Here is a 24,165-nt window from a genome sequence, read left to right on the forward strand (position 1 = left end):
TCTGACTGCCCTGTGCTCCACCTCGTTGCGGCGCGGGTGCCGCCCCGCACGGGGCGGCACCCGCGGGACGGGCTACGCGGTGGGCTCCTGCCCCGCCCCGGCGTTTCCACGGGAGGCGGCCTCCGCCTTGGCAGCCCGGTCCCTGGCGGCCTGCGAGTCCGGCCCGCCGCCCGGGATGGGATCTTCCCCCGCCGCGCGGCGCGCCACGAGGGACGCGTGGGTGGGGGCCTCCGGCACGTGGGCCGGCCGGGCGGCGTCGAACTCCTTGCGCAGCACCGGGAAGACCTCCTCGCCCAGGAAGTCCATCTGCTCCAGGACGTCCTTGAGCGGCAGACCCGCGTGGTCCACCAGGAACAGCTGGCGCTGGTAGTCGCCCGCGTACTCCCGGAAGGACAGCGTCCGCTCGATGACCTGCTGGGGCGAGCCCACGGTCAGCGGCGTCTGGGCCGTGAACTCCTCGAGCGAGGGCCCGTGGCCGTACACCGGCGCGTTGTCGAAGTACGGGCGGAACCTGCGCACCGCGTCCTGCGAGTTCCTGGCCATGAACACCTGACCGCCCAGACCCACGATCGCCTGGTCCGCGGAGCCGTGGCCGTAGTACTCGTAGCGCTGACGGTAGAACGCCACCATGCGCTCGGTGTGCTCCTTGTTCCAGAAGATGTTGTTGTGGAAGAACCCGTCCCCGTAGAACGCCGCCTGCTCCGGGATCTCCGGGGAGCGGATGGAGCCGTGCCACACGAACGGCGGGACGTCGTCCAGGGGCCGCGGGGTGGACGTGAAGCCCTGCAACGGCGTGCGGAAGCGCCCGGAGAAGTTCACGTCCTCCTCGCGCCACAGCCGGTGCAGCAGCTGGTAGTTCTCCACGGCCAGCGGGATGCCCTGGCGGATGTCCTTGCCGAACCACGGGTAGACCGGGCCGGTGTTGCCGCGGCCCATGGTCAGGTCCACGCGGCCGTCCGCGAGGTGCTGCACGTACGCGTAGTCCTCCGCGATCCGCACCGGGTCCGTGGTGGTGATCAGCGTGGTGGCGGTGGAGAGCTGGATCCGCTCGGTCTGCGCCGCAACCGCCGCCATGAGCACGGGCGGGTTCGCGGGGGCCACGAACGGCGGGTTGTGGTGCTGGCCGGTGGCGAACACGTCCATGCCCAGTTCCTCGGCCTTGCGGGCCATGGCCACCGTGGCCTTGATGCGCTCGTTCTCGGTGGGAGTGCGCCCCGTGGTGGGGTCCTGGGTGACGTCCCCGATGGTGAAGACTCCGAGTTGCATGGTCCCTGCCTCCTCCTCGGCGGGCCGCGTGCCCGCCCTGATATTTCAAATTTGAACTACCTCTGCAATGCGGCGCCCCCGGGAAATATTCCGGGGTGGATTGTTGAACAATTTGCGGACCATCGTGCATGCTGGGGGACCACACCAGTGAGACGGAGGTCACGCATGACGGTCATGGATCTGAACAGCGACGTGGGCGAGTCCTTCGGCGCGTGGGGCATGGGGGACGACGCCGCCGTCTTCCGCTCCGTCTCCAGCGCCAACGTGGCCTGCGGCTTCCACGCCGGGGACCCCTCCGTGATGGCGCAGACCTGCCGGGACGCCGTGGCCGCCGGGGTCACCGTGGGTGCCCACGTGGCCTATCGGGACCTCGTGGGCTTCGGCCGTCGCTTCCTGGACTGCTCCCCCACCGAGCTCGCGGACGACGTGCTCTACCAGATGGGCGCACTGGAGGCCGTGGCCCGCGCCGCGGGCACCACCGTGCGCTACGTCAAGCCCCACGGTGCCCTCTACAACACGATCGTGCACCACGAGGCCCACGCCCAGGCCGTGGTGAATGCCGTGAAGGCCTTCGGCGGGGACCTCCCCCTGCTCCTGCTGCCCGGCTCCGCGGCCCTGCGCGCGGCGGAGAAGGCCGGGCTGCGCGCCGTGCCCGAAGCCTTTGCAGACCGCGGCTACACCCCCGAGGGCACGCTCGTCTCCCGTCGCGAGCCGGGTGCGGTGCTGCACGACGCCACCCAGGTCACCGAGCGCATGGTCCGCCTGGCCGAGGACGGCACGCTCACCGCGGTGGACGGCTCCACTGTGCGGATCCACGCCGAGAGCATCTGCGTACACGGGGACACCCCCGGCGCCGCCGCGATGGCCGCCGAGGTCCGCGCGGGCCTGGACCGTGCCGGCATCACCGTCCGGTCCTTCGCATGAGCGCGTCCCGCAGTCGCCGCCCCACCCGTCCGGCAACCGGCACGAGACGTCGGGCGGGCAGCCCCAAGCATGCCGCCAGCGGCACACATCCGTCCGGGTCGTCCGACGACGCCGCGGTCCCGGACCTGCGGTGGGCAGGAACCCGCGCGTTCCTGCTCGTCTGCGGCGAACTGGCGGACGTGCTGCGCTGGCACGCCCACCTCGCGGAGCACCCCTTCACCGGTCAGACCGACCTCGTTGCCGCCGCCCGCACCGTGCTGGTGGTCTTCGCGGACGAGCGGTCGGCGCGGACGGCCGCGAGCGCCGTCGTCACCGTCCGTTCCGGCGGGAGCAGTGAGGCCGCGGGCAAGAGCGTGGAGATCCCCGTGGTGTACGACGGCGCGGACCTCGCCGAGGTCGCCCGGCTCACGGGACTCGGCGAGCAGGGAGTGCTCGACGCCCACACCGGCACCGCGTGGACGGCGGCGTTCGGCGGCTTCGCGCCCGGTTTCGCGTACCTCAGCGCCCCGGGCGAGCCCCTGGACGTCCCCCGCCGGGACACTCCGCGCACCGCGGTGCCCGCCGGATCCGTGGCGCTGGCGGGCACGTTCTCCGCGGTCTACCCCCAGCGGTCCCCCGGCGGGTGGCAGCTGATCGGGCGCACGGACGCCATCCTGTGGGACACGCACCGGGACTCCCCCGCGCTGGTCCGCCCCGGGGACACGGTGCGCTTCCGGGCCGTCCGCGAGCTCGTCACGGTGGCCGACGACGCCGCCCCGGGCCTGCCCGGCGACCCGCAGCTCCCCGGGGACCCGGCTCCCGCCGTCCAGCCGGAGGACGACCCGGGGCGGGACACCGCGGGCCGTGAGCACGCGGACGGTCTCGAAGCCGTCAGCGCGGCGCACGCCTCCCCGGCGGACGACGCCGACCACGCCCTGGGGGTCGACGACCCCGGAATGCTGTCGCTGATCCAGGACCTGGGCCGCCCTGGACTGGGAGATCTTGGTGTGGTGGCCTCCGGAGCCGCGGACCACGCCTCCGCGAGGCAGGCCAACCGGCTCGTGGGCAACCCCTCGACCGCCGCCCTGCTCGAGGTCACGATGGGCGGGCTGCGGCTCACCGCCCGGGGCCACCACGTGCTCGGTCTCTCCGGGGCGCCGGTGACCGCCCGCATCACGAACGGGGAGCGCTCCCGCCCCGCTCCGTTCTGCGCACCCTTCGCACTCTACGACGGCGAGCAGCTGAGCCTGGGCACCCCGAGCGCGGGACTGCGCAGCTACCTCGCCGTGTCCGGCGGTGTGGCTGCGGCCGAGGTGCTCGGCAGCCGCGCCACGGACGTGCTGTCCGGCATTGGACCCGCTCCCCTGGCCGCCGGGGACCTGCTCCCGGTGCACCCCACCGCCCCGGGCCGGGCCGTGGGACACCCCGAGGAACCGGCGGTGCACGTTCCCGCCGCGGGGGCCGCCACCGTGCTCCGTGTGCTCCCGGGCCCCCGGGAGGACTGGTTCACCCCCGAGGCGCTCTCAGCGCTGCGCGAGCGGACGTGGCGGGTCAGCAGCGACTCCAACCGCGTGGGCGTGCGCTTCGAGACACCACCGGAGGGCGGTCTCGCCCGCAGCCGGGAGGACGAGCTGGCCAGCGAGGGCGTGGTGGCCGGCTCCCTGCAGGTCCCCCACTCCGGCGTGCCCGTGCTCTTCCTCGCGGACCACCCCGTGACCGGGGGCTATCCCGTGATCGCGGTGGTGCTGCCGCAGGACCTGCCGCGCGCGGCGCAGCTGCTCCCCGGATCCCCGGTGCGGTTCCACCCGGTCCCGCCCCCACCCGCCGCGACCGCCCCCGCGGAGCAGCCCACGTCAGGAGACACCGCATGAAGAAAGTTCTGATCGCCAACCGCGGGGAGATCGCCGTGCGCATCGCGCGTGCCTGCGCGGACTCCGGACTCAGCTCCGTGGCCGTGTACTCCGAGCCGGACGCGGACGCGTTCCACGTGCACATGGCCGGCGAGGCATATGCCCTCCCCGGCTCGGCCTCCGCCGACACCTATCTCAGCATTCCCGCGCTGCTCGCCGTCGCGGAACGCTCCGGCGCGGACGCCGTGCACCCGGGCTACGGGTTCCTCTCGGAGAACGCGGACTTCGCGCGCGCCGTCGTGGCGGCGGGCCTCACATGGATCGGTCCGTCCGCGGAGGTGATCGAGGCGCTCGGCAACAAGGTCACCGCCCGGGAGATCGCCGTGCGAGCGGGCGCCCCGCTGGTCCCGGGCACGGACGGTCCGGTGGCCGACGCCGCCGAGGCCCGCGCGTTCGCAAAGCAGCACGGCCTGCCGGTCGCCATCAAGGCGGCCTTCGGCGGGGGCGGTCGCGGCATGCGCATCGCCCGTGACCTCGCGGAGGTGGAGTCCGCGTTCGACGCCGCCGTGCGCGAGGCCACCGCGGCGTTCGGACGCGGGGAGTGCTTCGTGGAGCGCTTCCTGGACCGCCCGCGCCACGTGGAGGCCCAGGTGCTCGCGGACACCCAGGGCAACGTCGTGGTGGTGGGCACGCGGGACTGCTCTCTGCAGCGCCGCCACCAGAAGCTCGTGGAGGAGGCCCCGGCACCGTTCCTCACCGACGACCAGCGCGACACCCTGCACGGCTCCGCCCGTGCGATCTGCCGCGAGGCCGGGTACACCGGCGCGGGCACGGTGGAGTACCTCGTGGCCCCGGACGGGCTGATCTCCTTCCTGGAGGTCAACACGCGGCTGCAGGTGGAGCACCCCGTGACCGAGGCGACCTCCGGCGTGGACCTGGTGCGCGAGCAGTTCCGGGTGGCCGAGGGACTGCCGCTGAGCACCACCGAGGATCCCGCCCCGCGGGGGCACGCCATCGAGTTCCGGCTCAACGCGGAGGACCCCGCCCTGGGGTTCCTGCCCACGCCGGGCACCGTGGAGGTGTTCGAGGCCCCCACGGGCGCGGGCGTGCGCGTGGACACCGGGGTCCGCTCCGGGTCCGTGGTCCCCGCCGAGTACGACTCGCTGCTCGCCAAGCTCATCGTGTGGGGCGAGGACAGGCAGCAGGCCCTCGTGCGCTCCTGCGCCGCCCTGCGGGAGCTCACGATCCGCGGGCTGCCCACCGTGGTGCCGTTCCACCGCGCCGTGCTGGACGAGCCCGCGTTCACTTCCTCCGAGGGCCTGCGCGTGCACACCACGTGGATCGAGGACAAGTTCGCGCAGACCCTCGAGGCCTCCCCCCACCTCGAGCCGGGGGCGGCCGAGCGCACCACGTTCACGGTGGAGGTGGACGGTCGCGCGGTCCGGCTGGGACTTCCCGGTGACCTCGTGCGGGCCCTGCTGCACGGCCGCGGCGCAGCCGGTGAGCCGGGGCATGGCGGGGCGGACGCGGCGTCGTCGTCGGAGGACGTGACAACACTGAGCGCGCCCATGAACGGCACCGTGGTCACGTGGCTTGCCGAGGACGGCGAGGACGTGGCGGAGGGACAGTCGGTGCTGGTGGTCGAGGCCATGAAGATGGAGACCCCCGTGAAGGCCCACCGAGCCGGGACCCTGCGCCGCGGGGACGTGGCCGAGGGAGACGCCGTGCGCGCGGGTCAGGCCCTCGGGGAGATCGCGTGAGCCCCCGGATGGCCGGGCACGTCGGCGATTTCGGGGCCGGGGACGAGACCCAGGCAAGTGCCCACGCCGCTGCCCGCCTGCGCGCGGAGATCGCCGACGGCGCCCTGGCACCGGGCGCGAAGCTGTCCGAGCACGCCGTGTCCGCCGAGCTGGGGATCTCCCGCAACACCCTGCGGGAGTGCTTCGCCATGCTGGCCGCGGAGGGCCTCGTGCTGCGGATCCCCCACCGGGGTGTGTTCGTGGCACGCCCCACCGCGGACGACGTGCGGGACCTCTATGCCGCCCGACGCATTCTCGAACCCGGAGCCGTGCTGTGGGGAGACGTGGACGACGCTCTCAACGAGAGACTGCGGGGCATCGTGTCCGCGGCGCTGGCAGCGCGGGAGACCGCCGACGTGGCCGCCATGTCGGACGCGAACCAGCGCTTCCACCGGGCGCTGGTGGAGGCCGCCGCCTCACGGGCGATGCTCGCGGACATGGACCGGGCCCTCGCGAGGATGCGCCTGGTGTTCCACGCGATGCTCGCCGACAGGGAGTTCCACGCCCGCTACGCGGTGCGCAACGCCGAGGTGCTCGCGGCGCTGGAGTCCTACGACCGGGACCGGGCGGCACGGTTGCTGCGGGACTCCCTGGGTGCCGCACGGGACGAGATCCTCGACCGGCTCGGGTGAGGGCGGCCAGCCAGATCCTCCGGCGACGCGCCACGGGTGTCACGGGCGAGCCTCGCGACACCGCCGGCCGGGGCTGCGGTTGACGTGTCGGGACGGAACGAACTCCGCAGGGGTGCACCAGGGCACGGCCACCTCGCTCCCGGGCGCCGTCAGGGCACCTGGTAGTCGGCGTCCCGGGCGTCGGTGATGAGCATGTGGCCCGGGGCGTGGGTGATGGCGAACGGCGGAGCCGACTCCACCACCGCGGCCTGCGGCGTGACCCCGCACGCCCAGAACACGGGAATCTCGCCGGGGGCGATCCGCACGGCGTCGCCGAAGTCCGGTGACCCCAGGTCCGTGATCCCCAGTGCCCCGGGGTCCCCCACGTGCACGGGCGCGCCGTGGACGGCGGGGTAGCGGGAGGTGATCCGCACGGCGTCGGCCACCCTGGCGGCCGGGACAGGACGCATCGAGACCACCAGCGGGCCGGACAACCGCCCCGCCGACTCGCAGCGCCGTGAGGTGCGGTACATGGGCACGTTCACGCCCTGGTCGATGTGGGCGAGCCGGATGCCGTGCGCCTGCAGCGCGTCCTCGAACGTGAAGGAGCAGCCCAGCATCACCGTCACCAGGTCCTCGCGCCAGTACGGGGTGATGTCATGGGGGCGGGCCACCTCCACGCCGTTCTCATAGACCACGTACTGCGGCACGTCCGTGCGGATGTCCCCGCCGGGCAGGAGCGCCCCGGTGGTCTCCCCCGCGTCCAGGACACCGAGCACGGGACAGGGTTTGGGGTTGCGCTGTGCGAACAGCAGCACGTCGAAGGCCAGTTCGCGGGGCACGATCACGAGGTTGGCCTGGGCGTGCCCCGGAGCCATGCCTGCGGTGGGGCGCACGAGCCCGGCACGGAATCGTTGCCGGGCCCGATCTGGAGTCAGTGTGGTCTCGTCCATGGGGTGTCCTTTCGTGGCCGTGCGGAGGCGGGTCGGGAGGCGTCGGTGCGAACGTACCGTGCGACGTCGTCCGCCCGGGAACCACGCCGCCGCGCGGCTCCCAGCGCACCGGGGACCGGGCGCGCGCTCAGGCCCAGAGCTTGGACAGCCCTGCCAGGGAGTTGACGGCCAGGAACACGGTGAACAACCACGCGATCACGCCCACCACGAGCAGCCACGCGGGGTACCGGTAGCCCTCCAGCAGGTCCCGACGGCGCCAGCCGACCCACAGCAGGATGGCGAAGCCGAACGGGAGGATGAGCCCGTTGAACGCCCCAGCGAACACCAGCAGAGTCTGCGGAGCCTGCCCCAGCACCAGGTAGATCACCCCGCACACCAGGATGAACGCCACGGTGAGCAGGTTCCGGGTGCGGGGGCGCCCCGTGGAGGAGGTGACGAAGGAGATGGACGTGAACGCCGCGCCGATCACGGAGGTCAACGCCGCGGCCCACAGCACCACGCCGAAGATCCGCACACCGATCTCCCCGGCGGCGGCCCGGAAGGCGTCAGCGGCCATGGTGTCCCCGGACAGCGCCACGCCACCGGCCACCACACCGAAGATCGCCAGGAACAGCAGCACGCGCATCACGCACGTGACCAGGATGCCCAGAACGGACGTGCGCGTGATGTGCTGGACGCTCTCGACCCCCGTGACGCCGGAGTCGATCATGCGGTGGGCCCCCGAGTAGGTGATGTACCCGCCCACGGTCCCACCGATCAGCGTGGTGATGACCAGGAAATCCACGTGCTCGGGCAGCACGGTGTTCTTCAGCGCGTCACCCACCGGGGGTGCGGCCACCACGGCCACGTACAGCATCATGAGGATCATGACGGCGCCCAGGCCCACCACGATCCGGTCCAGGGCGAGCCCGGCCCGCTTGGACAGGAAGACCAGGATGGCGATCACCGCCGAGACGGCTCCGCCGAGCTTGGGATCCATGCCCAGCATGGCATCGAGTCCGAGCCCCGTTCCCGCGATGTTGCCGATGTTGAACACCGCACCACCCAGGAACACCAGGGCCGCCAGCACGTGTCCGGCCCCGGGGAGCACCTTGTTGGCCAGCTCCTGCGCGCGCATGCCGGAGATGCCGATGACCCGCCACACGTTCAGTTGCACGGCGATGTCCACCAGGATGGACACCAGGATCGCGAAGGCGAACGCCGCTCCCAGCTGCACCGTGAACACCGTGGTCTGGGTGATGAAGCCGGGGCCGATCGCGCTCGTGGCCATGAGGAACATCGCGCCCAGCAATGCGCTGCGGTGGCCCGAGGACGCCGCAGCGCCCTGCCGGGCCCGCGACGGCCGCCCGGGGGCGGGGAGGCCTCCGGTGTCCGGCGCGTGCTCCGGGCCCGGGCCGGCAGCCCCCGAGGGGCCGGGGCCTGCAAGACCGGGTTGCGGGCGGTCGGTCTCGTGGCGCCGCTCGGCATCGCGCGGCTGTGGTGAGGCAGAGGACATGGATCCATCCCTGGGTCGGCGTGAGCGGAGTCACACGGCGGCTGACCACTGCACCCTACAGGTTGTTGAACAATCTGCCCAGAGGTGGGCCGGGCACCCGCACATGCACGAACCGCCCGGAGGAGCCGTGTCGGCTCCCGCCCGGGCGGTTCGTGGTGGAGGAAACGCTCGCGCTCGGGGTGAGCGGGCGGCGTCGGATCAGCGCAGGATGGGCAGCTGCATGGGGTAGCGGTAGACGTCCCCGCGGCTGGCCTTGATCGCGGCCATGATGTGGCACACGAAGAGCATGACCCAGTAGACCGCGATCAGCAGGATGCCGATGGGCGCCAGGATCACCGTGAACAGCAGGACCCAGCCCACCAGGTTGACGAGCCACATGGTCACGTTGAAGTTGAACGCGCCCGCGGCGGCCGTGCGCAGGAACGGGCTCTTGTCCTTGTAGATGAACCACACGATGAGCGGGCCCAGGAAGCCGAGCCAACCCACGGAGACGATCGCGGCGATCGGCCCGGCCAGGTGGGTCAGCACGGCCACCGTGCGCTCGTCGTCCCGGGGCCCCGAGGAGCCCGTGCGGTAGCCGTCCGGGCCCTGGGCGTACGGCCCGCCCTGCGCGTACTGCTGGCCGTGGGGGCCCTGCCCGTAGCCGCCGCCCTGCGGGGGCTGCTGACCGCGGGGGTCGGGCCCACCGGGGCCCGTGGGGCCCTGCGAGCGGTAGTCGGGACGCGGTTGCTGCGGTTCGTAGCTCATGTCATCTCCGTGGTGTCCGAGCCGGGGAGGCTCTCTGGTCGTGCCCTGACTCCAGCCTAGGCGGACGCGCCGTCCGGCACGGAGGGGTTATCCGCAGTCTTGGAGAGGGGTTTCTCACCGGCGGGCACGGGCGCCTCGGCGCTGTGCTTGGCGGCGCCGTCGGAACCGCGCAGACCCACCCACTTGTCGTAGCCCCAGCCGCCGAGCACACCCACGAGCAGCGCAACCGCGAGCATCACGAACAGCCCGATGAGCCCGGTGGTCAGCCCGGCCTCCGGAATGGCGTCGAAGAACAGCGCGGAGCGCACGGACGTGAAGATGTGGTGCAGGGGCTCGATCGGGGCGATGGCCCGGAAGAAGCCGGGGACCGCCTCGAGCGGCACCACGGCGCCGGCCGAGGGCAGGCCCATGAACACCAGGTACACCAGGCACAGCAGCATGCCCACGCTGCCGCCCACGGAGATCAGGGCCAGCACGATGGCCGAGACGGTGGACATCGCGAGCCAGCCGAGCAGGAACACGAGGAACCCGTGGGGCACGGGCATGCCCACCGCGGACGCCACCCACATCATGAGCGCGGAGGCCGGGGCGGCCGCGACCACGAACGTCAGCCACTTCATGAGGAAGCCTACGGGGCGGGGCAGCACGGCCCGCTCGTAGTCCTTGAAGAACGGACCCATCTCGAACGGGGCCATGCCCATGCGGGCGTCCATGAGCAGGTTCAGCGCCACGGAGCCGGAGAAGCCGACCACCAGCAGCAGGATCGAGTAGTAGAACGCGCTCATGCCCAGGGCGGTGCCCTCGGGGAGGTCGTTGTATGCCTTGGACACCATGTCCACGGGGTCCTTGAGGGTGTCCTTGGCCACCGAGCTGACGGTGGGCGAGAGCTCCTTGGCGATCTGCTCGGCGGAGCCCTCCTGGGACTTCTGCACCTGCTGGGCGAACTGCTGGACCTCGGGCCCGCCCTGCGCCGCCTGGCGCTGGAGCTGCTGGGACTGCTGCTGCTGGGACTGCTGCAGCTGCTGGAGCACCTGGTTGTAGGCCTGGTCCTCGGCGGGTGCCACGGACTCCGTGAGCTGCTCGCCGAGCTTCTTGCTGGCCTCGCGCACGCCGGGCTCCACGGCGCCCGTGGCCAGTCGGGTGCCCAGGGAGCCGGCCTGCGGGTCCGTGTAGAGGGTGACCTCGGGGCGTGCGGCGTTGCCGCGGGTGAGGGAGCCCTCGATGAGGCTCACGGTGTCCTCGGAGAAGGACTCGGGCACCACCACGGCGGCGTAGAGCTCACCGCGGTCCAGCTGCTCCTTGGCCTCGTCCATGCTGAGCTGGCGGAGGTCGATCTTGTCCTCCTCGGCGGCCTTGTCCGCGAACTTCTGGACGAGGTCCTTGCCCAGGTTCTCCTGGGTGGCCTTGCCGTCGGCCTGGGGCACCTCGGCGCCCTTGTCCTGGTTGATCACGGCAATGGGGAACTCCTTGAAGTGCTTGTCCGGGCTGGACAGGCCTCCCAGGTAGAGGGCGGTGCCGATCACGCCCACGGCGATGATCGCCAGCATGGGCAGCAGCCAGAACCCGAGCTGGCCGAACGGCCGGCCGAGTCGGGCCCGGAAGGAGTGGGCGGGAGCGTGTTTGGGTGTCACAGGTTTCTCCTGGCGCAGGGAATGCACGACGTGTCTTGGGGGTTTCTGATCACGATACACTGATGTATCGAGATGTGAAGACGAGGCGATGGATACGTGAGCAACCAGACAGAGACACCTGGCGCACCCGCTGCGGACCTCGCGGGGGGCCCGCAGCCCCTCACGAGTGACCCTGCCACACAGCAGGCCGCGCGGGACAGGCGTTCCCGCAGCGCCACGCGGCTCAAGCTGATCCGCAGCGCCCCGGCCGTCTTCGCGCAGCAGGGCATCGACGGCGCCTCCGTGAACGACCTCTGCGCGGCCGCCGGTTTCACGCGCGGTGCGTTCTACTCCAACTTCGAGTCCAAGCGGGAGCTCGCGATCCTCGCGTTCGACGACCTCGCCATGCAGCTCGTGGAGACCCTCGGCACCGAGCTGGACCACTGGCTCGGTTCAGGGCTGGACGTGGAGGACGTGGTCACCCGCATCATCGAGGGGGTCACGGACCAGGTGGCCAATGTGAACCAGCAGGCGCTGCGCGTGGAACTGTCCATCGCGGCGTTCCGCTCCCCGGAGGTGCGCCAGCAGATGGCGCCTATCCGCGCCCGGGTCTACCACGCCATCGAGCAGGCCCTCGTGCGGGTCGCCGAGACCCAGCACCTGGAGTTCCTGGTCTCCCCCGGTGACGTGGCCCGCATGCTGCTCACCAGCTACTCGGGTCAGCTCACGGACCACATGGCCATGGGTGGCTCCGGGCACGGCGCGCAGCAGGTGATCCCCACCATGTGGCTGGCCTTCACGCGCCCCGCCTGAGCGCCAGGGTTCCCGTTCCACGCCCCGACGACGACGCCGCCGCGGGGCCACCCGGCGGCCCGGGTCGCGGGTCCCGCACGGGGCGCCGTCGTGGCCCACCACGCGCGGCAGGCACCCCGGGCGCCAGCGCGCCCGCGGCGGGCCGGGACGTGCCCGGATGCGGTGCCGTGCGGCGTCATGCCCGTCAGACCACGTACGGCAGGACGAAGAGCATGGTCAGGGACCACACCAGGTGCGCCACGATCGGGGGCACGAGCGAGCGGGTGCGCTCGCGCAGGTAGCCCACGAAGGCACCGAGCGCCGCGGCGGCAAAGGCGAGCAGCGGGATGCCCACGAGCGAGGTCACGGCGGTGTAGGCAATGGTGGTGACCAGGATCCGCCGGCCGCGGGGCAGCACCCGCCACAGGGCCCCGCGGTAGTAGGTCTCCTCGGCCACGCCGTTGACCGCGGTGGTCAGGGCCACCATGAACAGGCTGCCCACGCGGGCGTGGTTCAGCAGCTCGTGCACCGGCTCGCCCAGGAACGGGATGAACCGCACCATGAACCCGCCGGCCACGAAGATCACGGCGAGCACGATCCCGCCCAGCACGGCGTCCCGCATGCCCCGCGGGGTGACCTTCCAGGGCAGGCGCTCACCCGTCATGCGGATGGCCGCGGAGCTTCCCGCGATGTACACCCCCGCGAGGATGAACGTGGCGGGGTAGAACCACGGGTCCCCCGCGGGGATGCGCAGGGACCACGCGAGGCAGACCGCGGCCACCACGCCGGTGGCGGCCACCACCCACACCGTGCGCTTGCGGGTGGCTGCCGTGGTGTCCCCGTAGGGGCTGACCCGATGTTGACTCACCGAGGTTCCTTTCCATCCGGCGGTAGGCACCGCCGGGGACGTTCGAGGCGCGGGGGCCGCGCTCCGGCACCCGGTGCGGCGCCCGCCGCGCCGCCCGGGCTACTTGCGGCGCGGGTTGAGCACGCTGATGGTGGTGGAGAGCACCGAGGCGAAGGCGGTCCACCCGGCGTACGGACTGAGGGCCACGCCCTTCTCCCGCGAGACCCTGGCGCTGCGGCGCACGAGGTCTGCGCTGCTCACCGCCAGCAGCACGGACTCCACGGAGGCCGCCCGCAGCTGCTTGCGGTGGAAGAACAGCACGCTCCACCCGGCGTTGAGCGCCAGGTTCACCCCGAGTGCGGCGATGTAGGCACGCTGCTCGGCGGTGCGGCCCTCCTCCCCGAGGTCCGCGATGGACAGCGAGCCCATGGCGGCGATGTCCGCGTACAGCGCGGTCCACGCCACGGGGAACACCCAGCCCGGGGGCTGGAAGCGCGGCTTGCGCAGCTTCTCGTACCACCGGGAGCCGGGGTCGCTCGCGAGCGTGCCCACCGTGGCCGTGGCCGCGACGGCCGCCACGGTGGAGAGGAACACGCGGCGCCAGCGGTTGAGGTCCAGGTCCGTGACGGCGGCCCGCACCGCGTCCGCAAACGGGGTGTGCCCGCCCGGGGGCGCCCCGATGTAGTCGTCGAGGTCCCGCTCGTGGATCACGGTGTCGTGCTGCAGGCTGCCCACGAGGGGTCGGGCGAGCTTGGTGTCGATGGGGGTCACCATCCCGATCCAGTTGGCCGCGAGCTCCGCGGTGGTCACGGGGGCGGTGATCATGAACCGCGGGCCCTTGCCCACGGCGCGGGAGTACTGGTCCAGCATGTCCGCGTACTCGATGGACTCGGGCCCGCCCACGTCGAACGTGCGGTTCACGTCCGCGGGCAGGTCCGCCGCGCCCACCAGGTAGTGCACCACGTCCGCCACCGCGATCGGCTGGATGCGGTTGCGCACCCACTGGGGCGCGATCGCACCGGGCAGCCGCTCCGCGAGGTGGCGGATCATGATGAAGGAGGAGGACTCGTCCCCGATCACCACACCGGTCTGCAGCGCGGCGGTGGGCACCCCGGAGTCCATGAGCGCCCGGCCCACCTCCACGCGGGAGCGCAGGTGGTCGGAGAGCTCCTCGACCGGCTCGTCCTCCGGGTGCAGCCCGCCCAGGTACACGATGCGCTGCACGTGGGCCTCGTGCGCGGCGGCGCCGAAGGTCCGGGCCATCTCCACCTCTTCGTGCACGAAGTCCTTGGAATCGCCCATGGAGTGCAGCAGGTACCACGCGACGTCCACGTCCTGCAGGGCGCGGGAGACGTCCGCCGCCTCGGAGGCGTTGCCCTCCACCACCTCGGCCTCACCGGGTCCGGCGGAGCGCCCCTCGGCGACGACGCTGTCCCCCCAGGGCAGGTTGCGCACCTTCTCCGCGCTGCGGCTGAGCAGGCGCACCCGCCAGCCCCGGCGCAGCAGCTCCTGGGCCACCTGGCCGCCGATGTAGCCCGTGGCGCCCGTGACGAGTGCCAGCCGTGCGTTCTCACTCATGTGTCGTCCCCGCATCGTCCGTGTCGTGGCCGGGTGGGTGACCCGGAGGCGGTGCCGCACCGCCGTTGTCGGTGCCAGTATGTCAGCGTGCTGAGGGGTTGGGCCACGGGCCCGCGGCGGGACGTCACGTGCTCAGCCGCCCACGTCCACGTCCTCGAAGATCAGGAACGTCTGCGTGTCCACCACCTCGGGCATGGGCTGGATGCGCTCGAAGATCACGTCCCGCAGCTCCGCCGTGCCCCGCGCACGCACCAGCAGCATCACGTCGAACGTGCCGCCCACCAGCGCCACGTGCTGCACCTGCGGGATCCGGCGCAGCTTGGGCCCCAGGGTGTCCCACGTGTTCTGCTTCAGGCGCAGCGTCACGTACGCGGAGGCCTCCAGGCCCGCCTTGGCGGGGTCGATCACGGCGGTGTAGCGCAGCACCACGCCCTGCTCGTGCAGCCGGCGGATCCGCTCGTACGCGTGGGCACGTGAGATGTGCACCTTGGCCGCGAGCGCCGTGACGGACTGCCGCGCGTCCCGCGTGAGCTCGTCCAGGATCCGCCGGTCCGTCTCGTCCAGCTCCACGCGCTTGCTCTGCGCCATCCGCTCCACCCTTCCCGTCACCGTCCGGCCCTGTCACGGCGACGACGCCGCCGGGCGGCACCCTGCGCCGTCGTCCCTTCCACGGCCCGCGCCGCAGCACCCGATGACGACGCCGCACCGTCCGTTCCCGGGGCCGCTCGCGTCGGCACCGCCCCCGGTCCGGGGCCGGTGCGCGCGGGGCGGCCCCACGGGACCGGCCGTCCCGGTGTGACGTGCAAGACATTTTAGCATGGCGCCCGTCACTCGCAGACAATTCGTCCACGCCACAGCCTTTCTGCCACTGTACCGTCCACGGATTCCCCCCGGTGTGGAGACGGAGCGCCCGAATTGCCCATACTGACCGGACGACGTGTCCGGCACGACGCCGTTCGATCCTGCCCACGGCCGCCGCGACACCACCGAGTTCCACCCAGAGAAGAAAGGGACGCACCATGAGCGAGCCCACCCCCGCAGGTGGCGAGTCCGCCACCCGGGAGCCCACCCCGCCCGTGAATCCGGCGGTGGAGGCCTCGAAGAACTTCGGGATCACCCCCGAGCAGTACATGCTGCCCGCGAGCAAGGAGATCCGTCTGCTCAACCCGGACGGCACCGCCGTCCCCGAGTCCGAGCAGGGCCAGGAGCCCGGCCACGAGTACCCCATGCCGGACACCGAGCGGCTGCTCAACGCCTACGAGAAGCTCGTGGTGGGCCGTCGCATCAACGACCAGAACATGGCGCTGGTGCGCCAGGGCCGCATGGCCGTGTACCCGTCCAGCCACGGTCAGGAGGCGTGCCAGGTGGCCGCCGCCCTGTGCCTCGAGGACGACGACTGGCTGTTCCCCACGTACCGCGACTCCGTGGCCGTGATGTCCCGCGGCGTGGACCCGCTGGAGGTCATGAGCACCTACCGCGGTGACTGGCACGGCGGCTACGACCCCAAGAAGTACAAGGTCTCCATCCAGGCCACCCCGCTCACCACCCAGCTGCTGCACGCCGTGGGCGTGGCCCACGCCGCCAAGCTGCGCGGCGAGAACACGGTGACGCTGGCCATGTGCGGCGACGGGGCGACGTCGGAGGGGGACTTCCACGAGGCCCTGAACTTCGCCGCCGTGTTCCAGCTGCCCGTGCTGTTCCTGGTGCAGAACAACGGCTACGCGATCTCCGTGCCGCTGTCCTCGCAGACGCGCGCGCCGTCCCTGGCCCACAAGGGCGTGGGCTACGGCATGGCCAGTGAGCGCGTGGACGGAAACGACCTCGCGGCCATGCTCTCCGTGCTGGGGCGCGGCATCGAGCTGTGCCGCCAGGGCGGCGGTCCGCTGCTCGTGGAGGCCATGACCTACCGCATGCAGGCGCACACCAACGCGGACGACGACACCCGCTACCGCGAGCGCGACGAGGTCAGCGAGTGGGTGGCCAAGGACCCGATCACCCGCATGCAGCGCTACCTCGAGGACCAGGGCGCCCTGGACGAGGACGCCACCGGGAAGATCTCCGGGCACGCCGAGGCCATGGCCAAGCGGCTGCGCGAGGCGATGTCCTCCAAGCCGGAGCTGGACCCGCAGGACCTGTTCCGCTTCGTGTACCACGAACCCACCCCCCAGCTGCGCGAGCAGGGCGCCCAGCTCGCGGACGAGCTCTCCCGAGAGGAGGCGTGATGAGCGCTTCGAAAACCAGTTTCGCCAAAGCGCTGAACACCGCGCTCGCGGACGCCATGGAGGCCTCCCGGGAGGTCGTGGTCTTCGGTGAGGACGTGGGCACCCTCGGCGGCGTCTTCCGCATCACCGACGGGCTGACCGCGCGCTTCGGCCGCGAGCGCTGCTTCGACACCCCGCTCGCGGAGTCCGGGATCATCGGCACCGCGGTGGGCATGGCCATGAACGGCATGCGCCCCGTGGCGGAGATGCAGTTCGACGCGTTCGCGTACCCCGCGTTCGAGCAGGTGGCCTCGCACGTGGCCAAGATGCACAACCGCACCCGGGGCAAGCTGAGCATGCCCCTGGTCATCCGCATCCCCTACGGCGGCGGCGTGGGCGGCGTGGAGCACCACTGCGACTCCTCCGAGTCCTACTACGCGCACACCCCCGGGCTGAAGGTCTTCACCCCGGCCTCGGTGACGGACGCGTACGTGATGCTGCGCGAGGCCATCGACTCCCCGGACCCCGTGGTGTTCTTCGAGCCCAAGCGGCTGTACTGGTCCACCGCGCAGGTGGACCTGGAGGAGCTGCGCGAGCAGTACGAGAACGGGAACCTGCCCAAGCGCGAGGGCCACGCCGTCGTCGCCCGTGAGGGCAGTGACGCAACCCTGATCTCCTACGGCCCGTCCGTGCCGGTGTGCCTGGCCGCGGCCGAGGAGGCCGCGAAGGACGGCATGTCCGTGGAGGTCATCGACCTCGGCTCCGTGGTGCCCTACGACGACGAGACCGTGGCCGCCTCCGTGCGCCGCACCGGGCGCGCCGTGGTGGTGGCCGAGTCCCAGGGCTTCGCGTCCGTGGCCTCGGAGATCGCCGCGCGCACCCAGGAGCGCTGCTTCCACTCGCTCGCCGCGCCGGTGCTGCGGGTCACGGGATTCGACATCCCCTACCCCTCACCGTCCTTCGAGCACCACCACATCCCGAGTTCCGAGCGCATCCTGGATGCCCTGGACGACCTGCAGTGGGAGGACTGACCCGTGAGCATCAATGTGTTCAACCTGCCCGACCTGGGCGAGGGGCTCACCGAGGCGGACATCCTCCGCTGGCTCGTGGCCGAGGGTGACACCGTCACCATGGACCAGCCCATCGTGGAAGTGGAGACCGCCAAGTCCGCCGTGGAGGTGCCCACCCCGTTCGAGGGCGTGGTCCACAAGCTGCACGGCGCGGAGGGGGACACCATGCTGGTGGACCAGCCGCTGATCTCCATCTCCGACGGCGTGGAGTCCCCCGAGGCCCCCGCCGGCTCCGAGACGGACGCGGACGCGCCCGGCGCCGAGCACGGCGCGAGCTACCGCGAGGAGGAGCTCGCGGGCACCACGCCCTCGGCCGAGCTGTCCGTGGACGAAGCCGATCCCACCGCAGGTGAGGACGAGGAGTCCTCCGGCAACGTGCTGATTGGCTACGGCACCTCCGCCGCGTCCTCGTCCCGCCGACGCCGCCGCAAGCGCGGTGCCGGTGCCGACGCCGCCGGGCAGACCCACGAGGCGCTCGCCGAGGCCCCGCGCCTGGCCCCCACCGTGATCTCCCCGCTCGTGCGCAAGCTCGCCCGGGAGCACGGCGTGGACATCGCCGCCCTCCAGGGCACCGGCCCCGGCGGTCTGATCATGCGCAAGGACGTCCTCGCGGCCATCGACCAGGTGGACGACCAGCGGATGCGCGCCGACGCCGCCGGGCCGGCCCCCACGGGCCTCTCCGCCGCGGAGCCCGCGGCTCCCGCCCCCGCCGGCCTGAGCGCCGCGGGAGGTGCGGCACCCCAGGGTGGTGCCGCGGCGGCGTCGTCCCCGGCGGCCGCCGGGCCCGACTCCCGCACCGGGCTGCCGATCGCGTCGCAGGAGCCCGTCAAGGGTGTGCGCAAGACCATTGCGGACGCCATGACCCGCTCCCGCACGGAGATCCCGGAGGCCACCGTGTGGGTGGACGTGGACGCCACCGAGCTGCTGAAGCTGCGCTCCGAGCTCAAGGCCAAGGATCCGGAGAACACGCCGAGCTTGCTCGCGCTGATCGCCCGGTTCACCGTGGCCGGGCTGCGGAAGTTCCCGCAGCTCAACGCCCGCGTGGACACCGCCGAGGACGGCTCCCGGACCATCACCCGCCTGCAGGGCGTGAACCTGGGCCTCGCGGTGGAGTCCGAGCGCGGACTCATGGTGCCGAATCTGCGCAACGCGGACCAGCTCAGCGCCATGGAGCTGACCGGCGCCATGCGGGAGATCATCCAGGTGGCTCGCTCCGGCAAGGCCAGCCCCGCCCAGCTGAGCGGCTCCACGTTCACGCTGAACAACTACGGCGTGTTCGGCACAGACGGCGCCACCCCGATCATCAACCACCCCGAGGCCGCGATCCTGGGCATCGGGCGGATCATCGACAAGCCGTGGGTGGTGGACGGTGAGCTGGCCGTCCGCAAGGTCACCACCGTGACCATCGCCTTCGACCACCGGGTGTGCGACGGCGGCGCGGCCGGCGGCTTCATCCGCTTCGTGGCGGACTGCATCGAGAACCCCGTGGGGGCGCTCACGCAGATCTGACCCGTTCGGGTCCCAGGGGACATCGACCGCGCGCCGGCCACCGGTTTGCGCGGAGGGGGGCGCGACGGCGCCCGGGCTTCGGCCCGGGCGCCGTCGCCGTGTTCCGGAGCCGTTTTCCGGGGCCGCGCTCCGGGGCCGTGTGCCGGGTCTGTCCTGCGGGGGGGCCCTAGTCACGAGGCACACCCGGTGACAAGAAACCGTCCCGTGGACCACGGGCACCCCGCGGGGTCAGGTCGCGGCGGAACCCAGTTCCCGCTCCGCCCACGCCCGCAGGCGCTCCACCAGGGCCGGGGGCAGGCCCCCTCCGGCCATCGCGTGCTCGGAGCGGGTGCGGGCGGTGCCCATCATGCGGGCGACGGCGCGCACGGAACCGGAGCGCTCGAGCAGCTGGTGGGCGTGAACGGCGTCGTCGTCCGTGAGGGTGCCCTCCGCCGCGCGCTCGCACAGGGAGCGCCACGCGGGGCCGTGGGGGCCGGAGGCCACGAACGTGCCGAGAACCGTGGGCCGGTCCGCGCGCAGCAGCTCGCGGGCTCCGTGGCCACCCTGCGTGTGGGCCGCGAGGCGCAGCTCCTTCGCGAGCCCGTGCGCCATGCCCAGGGCGCGTCCGGTGTCCGCCAGGGCGTTGACGTGCGCGGTGGGCGCCCCACCCAGCACGGCGCCCGCGCGCAGCGGCGCCTCGTAGCAGGGCACGGCGCTGCCGATGCGCAGGGTCTCCAGCACCTCACCGTGCGAGACGGTGGCCGCACGCTGCGTGAGCTCCCCCAGGATGCGCTCCCCCGCGGCGGCGTGGAACACGGAGTGGTCCAGGATCTCCAGGAGTTTGATGAGCCGCGTCTCCGGCGCGTGGGACGTGGCCACCATGCGGTAGGCGGCGGCCAGGGCAAGTTCGCTCGCGAGCGACGTGTAGTGGACCGGGTCCTCGGGGCTCTGCCGCTCCCGGTCCGGCGCGTCCGCAGCGGGGCGGCCGGGGCCCACCTGATCGGAGCCCACCGGTTCCGCGCCCGCAGGGTCGGTGCCCGCCGAGTGCGTGCCGCCCGGGGCCGTGGTCCCGGCGGGAGCGTTGCCCGCCACGGCGTCCTCGCGTGGCGTGCGGTCCGGGCCGGGAGCCGCCGCGTGCGGTGCGTCCGACGACGCCGCCGCGATCGCCGTTCCGGGGCTCACGCCCTCGCCGCGCAGCAGCAGGGCGGTGTTGAGCAGCTCGAAACCCGCCGCCACGGCGTTGAGCACCGGGCGCGTGGGACGCGCCGGGTAGGCCTCCACCGCGGCCATCACGAAGTCCTGCTGCAGCCCCTCCGCGGCGTAGGTGACCTCCGCGACCCGTGCCCACACGCGCTCGTAGCCAGGGCTGAGGTCCGCGGCCCGGCGCCGGGAGTGCTCCAGGAACCCGCGCACCGCAGTGGCGGGGGTGAACTCCTGGGACCTGCGCCCGGTTCCACTGCTGGTGTACGAGGAGGTGGGCGTCATAGGTCCATTTCAGCACATGCCCCCGGTGGGCCGGATCACCCGCCGCCGGCTTCAGATCGCGGGCATCAGCGCCAGCTGCACCGCGATGAACAGCATCACCAGGCCCACGCCCACGTCCACGATCCGCCACGTCAGCGGGGTGTTCAGCACGTGGGACAGCGCCCGCGCACCGGCGCCCAGGGCCGTGAACCAGATGACCGAGCCCGTGAACGCACCGCCCGCGAAGATCCAGCGCTGCTCGCCGTGCTGGTTGGCCAGGTTGCCCAGGATGAGCACGGCGTCGAGATAGGCGTGGGGGTTGAGCCACGTGAACGCGAGCGTCGCGAGGACCACCCCGCGCCGCGACCCCGCCCCGGTGCCCGCGGCATCCATGGTCTGGGGTTTCAGCGCCGACCTGAAGGACATCACCGCGAACACCGCGAGGTACACGACCCCCGCCCAGCGGAAGGCGTTGAGCAGCCACGGCACCCGCTCGATGAGCACCCCGATCCCCGCGGTGCCCAACCCGATCAAGAAGATGTCCGAGACGATGCAGATGGCCACCACCGCGCCCACGTGCTCGCGGCGGATGCCCTGGCGCAGCACGAACGCGTTCTGGGCGCCGATGGCCACGATCAGGGCGAGCCCGGTCACCAGTCCGGGAAGAAACGCAGAAGTCACCACGACAACCTACAGCCCGGCGTGACGTTGCCGACATCCGCTCGCGGGCGGCACCGGATCGGCGTATGGTTTCCACGGAAATTACTTCGGGCGCTCACGTCGCCCGCACTCCCCGGAAGGACGCCCCATGAGCACCGCCACCATCGAGCAGCTGGCCCTTGAGATCACCACCGAGGACGCCGACCGCCTGTTCACCACGGCCCGCACCGCGAGCCACTTCACGGACGAGCCCGTGACCGCTGAGCAGAAGCACACCATCTACGAGCTCACCAAGATGGGCCCCACGGCATTCAACTCCCAGCCCCTGCGCATCACGTGGGTGGAGTCCCCCGAGGCCCGCGAGCGCCTGGTGCAGCACATGAGCGGCGGCAACCAGGAGAAGACCCGCAACGCGCCGCTGACCGCCATCCTGTCCTTCGACGAGAACTGGCACACCCGCTTCCCGGACTTCCTCCCCGCGGCCCCGCAGCTGCAGGGCATGTACGACGAGAACGCGGAGCTGCGCATGTCCAGCGGCACGGCCAACGCGCACATCCAGGTGGGCTACTTCATCATCGCCGCCCGCGCCGCCGGGCTGGCTGTGGGCCCGATGACCGGCTTCGACGCCCCCGCCGTGGACCGGGAATTCTTCGAGGGCACGGGCAAGCGCTCCATCGTGGCGGTCAACCTGGGCCGTCCGCAGGCCCCGGGCTACGAGCGCAACCCGCGCTTCGCCGCGGAGGACGTCACCGAGACCATCTGAGCCGCCACGACGCCGCCGGGCCCCGCCAGTCGGGCCGTCGCCGTAGCGCCGCTGCCCGGGCGCCGGCCGTCCGCACCTCCGCTGTCCGCAGCGGCGTCGTGCCGCTCGCTCCCGCGGACCACGTGGTCCCAGGAGCCCCGCTACTGTCGGCTGGTCCCTGCCGTCCCCGTGGCCGCCCCGCCGTCTCCCGTGGCGAGCTTGGCGAGGACCGGCAGCGCGGCGTCGAGCGCGGCGACCTCCCGGGCGTCCAACGTGGAGAGCACGTCCGCGACGAAGCCGTTGCGGCGCTCGTCCTCGCGCGCGAGCACCTCTTCCCCGGCGGGTGTGAGGGACACGAGCACGGCGCGGGCGTCCGTGGGGTCGGGATCGCGGCGCACCAGACCCGCCCTGCTCAGGCGGTCCACACCCTGGGTGGCGGTGGGGGTGCGGACACCGAGGTTCGCGGCGATCGTGGTCATCCGCACCCCGCCCGGGCACAGCATAGTCAACAGGCTGATCTGCTGGCTGGTGATCTGCCGGGACCCTTCCATGCTGCGCAGGAAATACACACCGTGGCGCAGCACCTCCCGCAGGCGAGCCGCGCTCTCGAGCAGCCGAGTGCGGTCGACGTCGGGGGCGGAGACGCGGGAGGTGTCCATGCTGTCCTATTCTACGGGGCCTAGAATTCGCCCATGCGGGAGATCCTCACGGCCCTAGACGGGCTCGCACCGGGCCTCAGCCACAGGGCGATGGACTCGGTGCACGGCCACGACGACCGGTGGAACGGTGCCCTGGACGTCCGCTCCCTCGCGGCGGCGAGTGTGGGGCTTGCTGCGGCGTCCGCCCGGGAGCTCGCGGGGGCCAACGGCCGGTCACCGGTAGAGATCACGGCGGCTCTGCCGGAAATCGTGGCGGCCTTCGCCTCGGTCTCCCAGCTGCGTATCGGCGGCCGTACGGTCCCCGGCTTCGCACCGTGCTCCGGTTTCTTCCGCACCGCAGACGGGTGGCTCCGCACCCACGCCAACTACCCGCACCACAGGGCACGATTGTTCCACGCGCTGGGCATCGACCACGACGACGCGCTGGAGCCCGCACTGGCTCGCCTCACCTCCCGGGACGCTGAGTCCCGCATCGTCGCAGAGGGAGGTGTGGCCGCCCGTGTGGTGAGTGAGAGCGAGTGGCGGCGGGAGGCACCCTCCGATCCCGGCCCGTGGCTGCACATCCTCGCTGGGGATCTGGACACCAGTGGACGCCACCGCTCCCCCAGACCGGACGGCCATCCGTGGCGACCGGTGCACCCGCACGTGGCCGGTGTCCCTCTGCCCCTCCACGGCGTCCGAGTGGTCTCGCTGACCCGGGTGATTGCCGGCCCCACCGCAGCGAAGTTCCTGGCGGCACTGGGCGCGGATGTGATCCGCGTCGACCCACCCGCCATTCCCGAGCTGCTGGGGCAGCACCTGGACACCGACCTTGGCGTGCGCTGCGCCTCGCGGGACCTCTACGACCCGACCGCAGCTGCGGACCTGGCGGCGCTGCTCGGCCAGGCGGACGTCCTGCTCAGCGGATACCGCCCCGGCTCACTCACCGCGTTGGGGCTCGACGCCGCCCTCGTTGGTGAGCGGTTCCCCCACCTCGTGCACGTGGAGCTCAGTGCGTGGGAGCCCACCGGGCCACGCGCCGGAACGCGGGGCTTCGACAGCATCGTCCAGGCGGCCACCGGGATCGCCCACCGGTACGGCTCCACGGACGGCACCGGGCTCTGGCGGCCGGGTGCGCTGCCAGTGCAGGCGCTGGATCACGCCACCGGATACGGCATGGCCGCGGCAGCGTGTGCCTTGCTGGCCGCGGGGCGGTCAGGGCACGCCCGGTTGTCCCTGGAGCGCACCGCGCGGGTGCTGCTGGACGGCGGGGGCGGCGCGGGGCGCAGCCATCCTTCCCCGAGCACCGACCCCAGACCTGAGACCGTTGAGCTGACCACCGAGCACGGAAAGGTCACCTGTGTGCCGGCCCCCGTGCGGATCGACGGGCGGCGACCGCCGGTCCTGCCGCCCCTTCCGGCATGCTGACATGCCCATGAGGGAACGCAGCC

General features: G+C 72.3%; 21 protein-coding genes. 10 read left to right on the top strand and 11 right to left on the bottom strand.

Features of this window, described 5'->3' with window-relative positions:
• Positions 1–72: 72 nt before the first annotated feature.
• Entirely contained in the window at positions 73–1,266 is a 1,194-nt protein-coding gene (locus DNL27_RS11390; protein WP_112235610.1) for an LLM class flavin-dependent oxidoreductase, read from the bottom strand.
• 165 nt (positions 1,267–1,431) lie between these two features.
• Here DNL27_RS11390 and DNL27_RS11395 point away from each other — a divergent pair, with 165 nt between their 5' ends.
• The 4 genes from DNL27_RS11395 to DNL27_RS11410 are packed head-to-tail and all read left to right on the top strand — an operon-like array spanning position 1,432 to position 6,450.
• A complete protein-coding gene (locus tag DNL27_RS11395; protein ID WP_112235611.1) occupies positions 1,432–2,190 on the top strand; it encodes a LamB/YcsF family protein in 759 nt (252 codons plus the stop codon).
• Positions 2,187–4,040 (top strand): 5-oxoprolinase/urea amidolyase family protein, encoded by a 1,854-nt coding sequence (locus DNL27_RS11400; RefSeq protein ID WP_204360295.1) that lies wholly within the window; start codon positions 2,187–2,189, stop codon positions 4,038–4,040. Before DNL27_RS11395 ends, DNL27_RS11400 begins: the two co-directional genes overlap by 4 nt.
• The gene (locus DNL27_RS11405) at positions 4,037–5,779 is read left to right on the top strand and encodes a biotin carboxylase N-terminal domain-containing protein (RefSeq protein ID WP_112235612.1); all 1,743 of its coding nucleotides are present in this window, start codon (positions 4,037–4,039) and stop codon (positions 5,777–5,779) included. The genes DNL27_RS11400 and DNL27_RS11405 overlap by 4 nt, the downstream gene beginning before the upstream one ends.
• Positions 5,776–6,450, top strand: coding sequence for a GntR family transcriptional regulator (locus DNL27_RS11410; RefSeq protein ID WP_112235613.1), 675 nt, complete (start codon positions 5,776–5,778; stop codon positions 6,448–6,450). The genes DNL27_RS11405 and DNL27_RS11410 overlap by 4 nt, the downstream gene beginning before the upstream one ends.
• A 149-nt stretch (positions 6,451–6,599) precedes the next feature.
• Here DNL27_RS11410 and DNL27_RS11415 read toward each other — a convergent pair whose 3' ends face one another.
• The 4 genes from DNL27_RS11415 to DNL27_RS11430 all read right to left on the bottom strand — a co-directional run bounded on the left by DNL27_RS11415 (position 6,600) and on the right by DNL27_RS11430 (position 11,255).
• A complete protein-coding gene (locus DNL27_RS11415) occupies positions 6,600–7,382 on the bottom strand; it encodes a putative hydro-lyase (protein ID WP_112235614.1) in 783 nt (260 codons plus the stop codon).
• A gap of 127 nt (positions 7,383–7,509) precedes the next feature.
• Complete coding sequence (locus DNL27_RS11420) at positions 7,510–8,877, bottom strand: NRAMP family divalent metal transporter (RefSeq protein ID WP_239494372.1); 1,368 nt, start codon at positions 8,875–8,877, stop codon at positions 7,510–7,512.
• A 198-nt stretch (positions 8,878–9,075) separates the two neighbouring features.
• Complete coding sequence (locus tag DNL27_RS11425) at positions 9,076–9,624, bottom strand: DUF4870 domain-containing protein (protein WP_112235616.1); 549 nt, start codon at positions 9,622–9,624, stop codon at positions 9,076–9,078.
• Positions 9,625–9,680: 56 nt separating this feature from the next.
• Positions 9,681–11,255 carry a YhgE/Pip domain-containing protein gene (locus tag DNL27_RS11430; protein ID WP_112235617.1) on the bottom strand — a complete coding sequence of 525 codons (1,575 nt, stop codon included), beginning with the start codon at positions 11,253–11,255 and terminating at the stop codon, positions 9,681–9,683.
• Between the two features lie 96 nt (positions 11,256–11,351).
• On the opposite strand from DNL27_RS11430, the gene DNL27_RS11435 reads away from it, so the two are divergent.
• Complete coding sequence (locus DNL27_RS11435) at positions 11,352–12,047, top strand: TetR/AcrR family transcriptional regulator (protein ID WP_112235618.1); 696 nt, start codon at positions 11,352–11,354, stop codon at positions 12,045–12,047.
• Between the two features lie 184 nt (positions 12,048–12,231).
• On the opposite strand, the gene DNL27_RS11440 is transcribed toward DNL27_RS11435, so the two are convergent.
• The 3 genes from DNL27_RS11440 to DNL27_RS11450 all read right to left on the bottom strand — a co-directional run bounded on the left by DNL27_RS11440 (position 12,232) and on the right by DNL27_RS11450 (position 15,039).
• Positions 12,232–12,894, bottom strand: coding sequence for a CPBP family intramembrane glutamic endopeptidase (locus tag DNL27_RS11440; RefSeq protein WP_105590572.1), 663 nt, complete (start codon positions 12,892–12,894; stop codon positions 12,232–12,234).
• Between the two features lie 99 nt (positions 12,895–12,993).
• Entirely contained in the window at positions 12,994–14,451 is a 1,458-nt protein-coding gene (locus tag DNL27_RS11445; protein WP_112235619.1) for a tryptophan-rich sensory protein, read from the bottom strand.
• A gap of 132 nt (positions 14,452–14,583) precedes the next feature.
• Positions 14,584–15,039 carry an Lrp/AsnC family transcriptional regulator gene (locus DNL27_RS11450; protein ID WP_012399192.1) on the bottom strand — a complete coding sequence of 152 codons (456 nt, stop codon included), beginning with the start codon at positions 15,037–15,039 and terminating at the stop codon, positions 14,584–14,586.
• Between the two features lie 431 nt (positions 15,040–15,470).
• Between DNL27_RS11450 and DNL27_RS11455 the strand changes: the two genes are divergently transcribed.
• From DNL27_RS11455 to DNL27_RS11465, 3 genes are read left to right on the top strand one after another with little or no spacing between them, the layout of a single operon-like run.
• Positions 15,471–16,673, top strand: a complete 1,203-nt coding sequence (locus tag DNL27_RS11455; RefSeq protein WP_112235620.1) for a thiamine pyrophosphate-dependent dehydrogenase E1 component subunit alpha — start codon at positions 15,471–15,473, stop codon at positions 16,671–16,673.
• On the top strand, positions 16,673–17,683 hold the full coding sequence (locus DNL27_RS11460; RefSeq protein WP_112235621.1) for an alpha-ketoacid dehydrogenase subunit beta: 1,011 nt from the start codon (positions 16,673–16,675) through the stop codon (positions 17,681–17,683). The genes DNL27_RS11455 and DNL27_RS11460 overlap by 1 nt, the downstream gene beginning before the upstream one ends.
• A 3-nt stretch (positions 17,684–17,686) precedes the next feature.
• Positions 17,687–19,231, top strand: a complete 1,545-nt coding sequence (locus tag DNL27_RS11465) for a dihydrolipoamide acetyltransferase family protein (RefSeq protein WP_112235622.1) — start codon at positions 17,687–17,689, stop codon at positions 19,229–19,231.
• Between the two features lie 228 nt (positions 19,232–19,459).
• On the opposite strand, the gene DNL27_RS11470 is transcribed toward DNL27_RS11465, so the two are convergent.
• Together DNL27_RS11470 and DNL27_RS11475 are read right to left on the bottom strand one after the other, a co-directional pair.
• A complete protein-coding gene (locus DNL27_RS11470; protein WP_112235623.1) occupies positions 19,460–20,695 on the bottom strand; it encodes a hypothetical protein in 1,236 nt (411 codons plus the stop codon).
• Positions 20,696–20,746: 51 nt separating this feature from the next.
• Positions 20,747–21,355, bottom strand: a complete 609-nt coding sequence (locus tag DNL27_RS11475; protein ID WP_112235624.1) for a LysE/ArgO family amino acid transporter — start codon at positions 21,353–21,355, stop codon at positions 20,747–20,749.
• Positions 21,356–21,482: 127 nt separating this feature from the next.
• Between DNL27_RS11475 and DNL27_RS11480 the strand changes: the two genes are divergently transcribed.
• Positions 21,483–22,097, top strand: a complete 615-nt coding sequence (locus DNL27_RS11480; RefSeq protein ID WP_112235625.1) for a malonic semialdehyde reductase — start codon at positions 21,483–21,485, stop codon at positions 22,095–22,097.
• Positions 22,098–22,237: 140 nt separating this feature from the next.
• On the opposite strand, the gene DNL27_RS11485 is transcribed toward DNL27_RS11480, so the two are convergent.
• Positions 22,238–22,735, bottom strand: coding sequence for a MarR family winged helix-turn-helix transcriptional regulator (locus tag DNL27_RS11485; RefSeq protein WP_112235626.1), 498 nt, complete (start codon positions 22,733–22,735; stop codon positions 22,238–22,240).
• 33 nt (positions 22,736–22,768) lie between these two features.
• Here DNL27_RS11485 and DNL27_RS11490 point away from each other — a divergent pair, with 33 nt between their 5' ends.
• Positions 22,769–24,142 carry a CoA transferase gene (locus tag DNL27_RS11490; RefSeq protein WP_112235627.1) on the top strand — a complete coding sequence of 458 codons (1,374 nt, stop codon included), beginning with the start codon at positions 22,769–22,771 and terminating at the stop codon, positions 24,140–24,142.
• Positions 24,143–24,165: the final 23 nt, after the last annotated feature.

The organism is Kocuria sp. BT304, from assembly GCF_003290245.1.
Lineage (GTDB): Bacteria > Actinomycetota > Actinomycetes > Actinomycetales > Micrococcaceae > Kocuria > Kocuria rhizophila_A.

What these genes read in the sequence shown, in the direction of transcription:
- DNL27_RS11460 (WP_112235621.1), top strand. Translation starts at nt 16,673, where the DNA reads ATGAGCGCTTCGAAAACCAGTTTCGCCAAAGCGCTGAACACCGCGCTC.
- DNL27_RS11390 (WP_112235610.1), bottom strand. Translation starts at nt 1,266, where the DNA reads ATGCAACTCGGAGTCTTCACCATCGGGGACGTCACCCAGGACCCCACC.
- DNL27_RS11445 (WP_112235619.1), bottom strand. Translation starts at nt 14,451, where the DNA reads ATGAGTGAGAACGCACGGCTGGCACTCGTCACGGGCGCCACGGGCTAC.
- DNL27_RS11400 (WP_204360295.1), top strand. Translation starts at nt 2,187, where the DNA reads ATGAGCGCGTCCCGCAGTCGCCGCCCCACCCGTCCGGCAACCGGCACG.
- DNL27_RS11405 (WP_112235612.1), top strand. Translation starts at nt 4,037, where the DNA reads ATGAAGAAAGTTCTGATCGCCAACCGCGGGGAGATCGCCGTGCGCATC.
- DNL27_RS11485 (WP_112235626.1), bottom strand. Translation starts at nt 22,735, where the DNA reads ATGGACACCTCCCGCGTCTCCGCCCCCGACGTCGACCGCACTCGGCTG.
- DNL27_RS11480 (WP_112235625.1), top strand. Translation starts at nt 21,483, where the DNA reads ATGAGCACCGCCACCATCGAGCAGCTGGCCCTTGAGATCACCACCGAG.
- DNL27_RS11420 (WP_239494372.1), bottom strand. Translation starts at nt 8,877, where the DNA reads ATGTCCTCTGCCTCACCACAGCCGCGCGATGCCGAGCGGCGCCACGAG.
- DNL27_RS11395 (WP_112235611.1), top strand. Translation starts at nt 1,432, where the DNA reads ATGACGGTCATGGATCTGAACAGCGACGTGGGCGAGTCCTTCGGCGCG.
- DNL27_RS11425 (WP_112235616.1), bottom strand. Translation starts at nt 9,624, where the DNA reads ATGAGCTACGAACCGCAGCAACCGCGTCCCGACTACCGCTCGCAGGGC.
- DNL27_RS11415 (WP_112235614.1), bottom strand. Translation starts at nt 7,382, where the DNA reads ATGGACGAGACCACACTGACTCCAGATCGGGCCCGGCAACGATTCCGT.
- DNL27_RS11455 (WP_112235620.1), top strand. Translation starts at nt 15,471, where the DNA reads ATGAGCGAGCCCACCCCCGCAGGTGGCGAGTCCGCCACCCGGGAGCCC.
- DNL27_RS11450 (WP_012399192.1), bottom strand. Translation starts at nt 15,039, where the DNA reads ATGGCGCAGAGCAAGCGCGTGGAGCTGGACGAGACGGACCGGCGGATC.
- DNL27_RS11470 (WP_112235623.1), bottom strand. Translation starts at nt 20,695, where the DNA reads ATGACGCCCACCTCCTCGTACACCAGCAGTGGAACCGGGCGCAGGTCC.
- DNL27_RS11490 (WP_112235627.1), top strand. Translation starts at nt 22,769, where the DNA reads ATGCGGGAGATCCTCACGGCCCTAGACGGGCTCGCACCGGGCCTCAGC.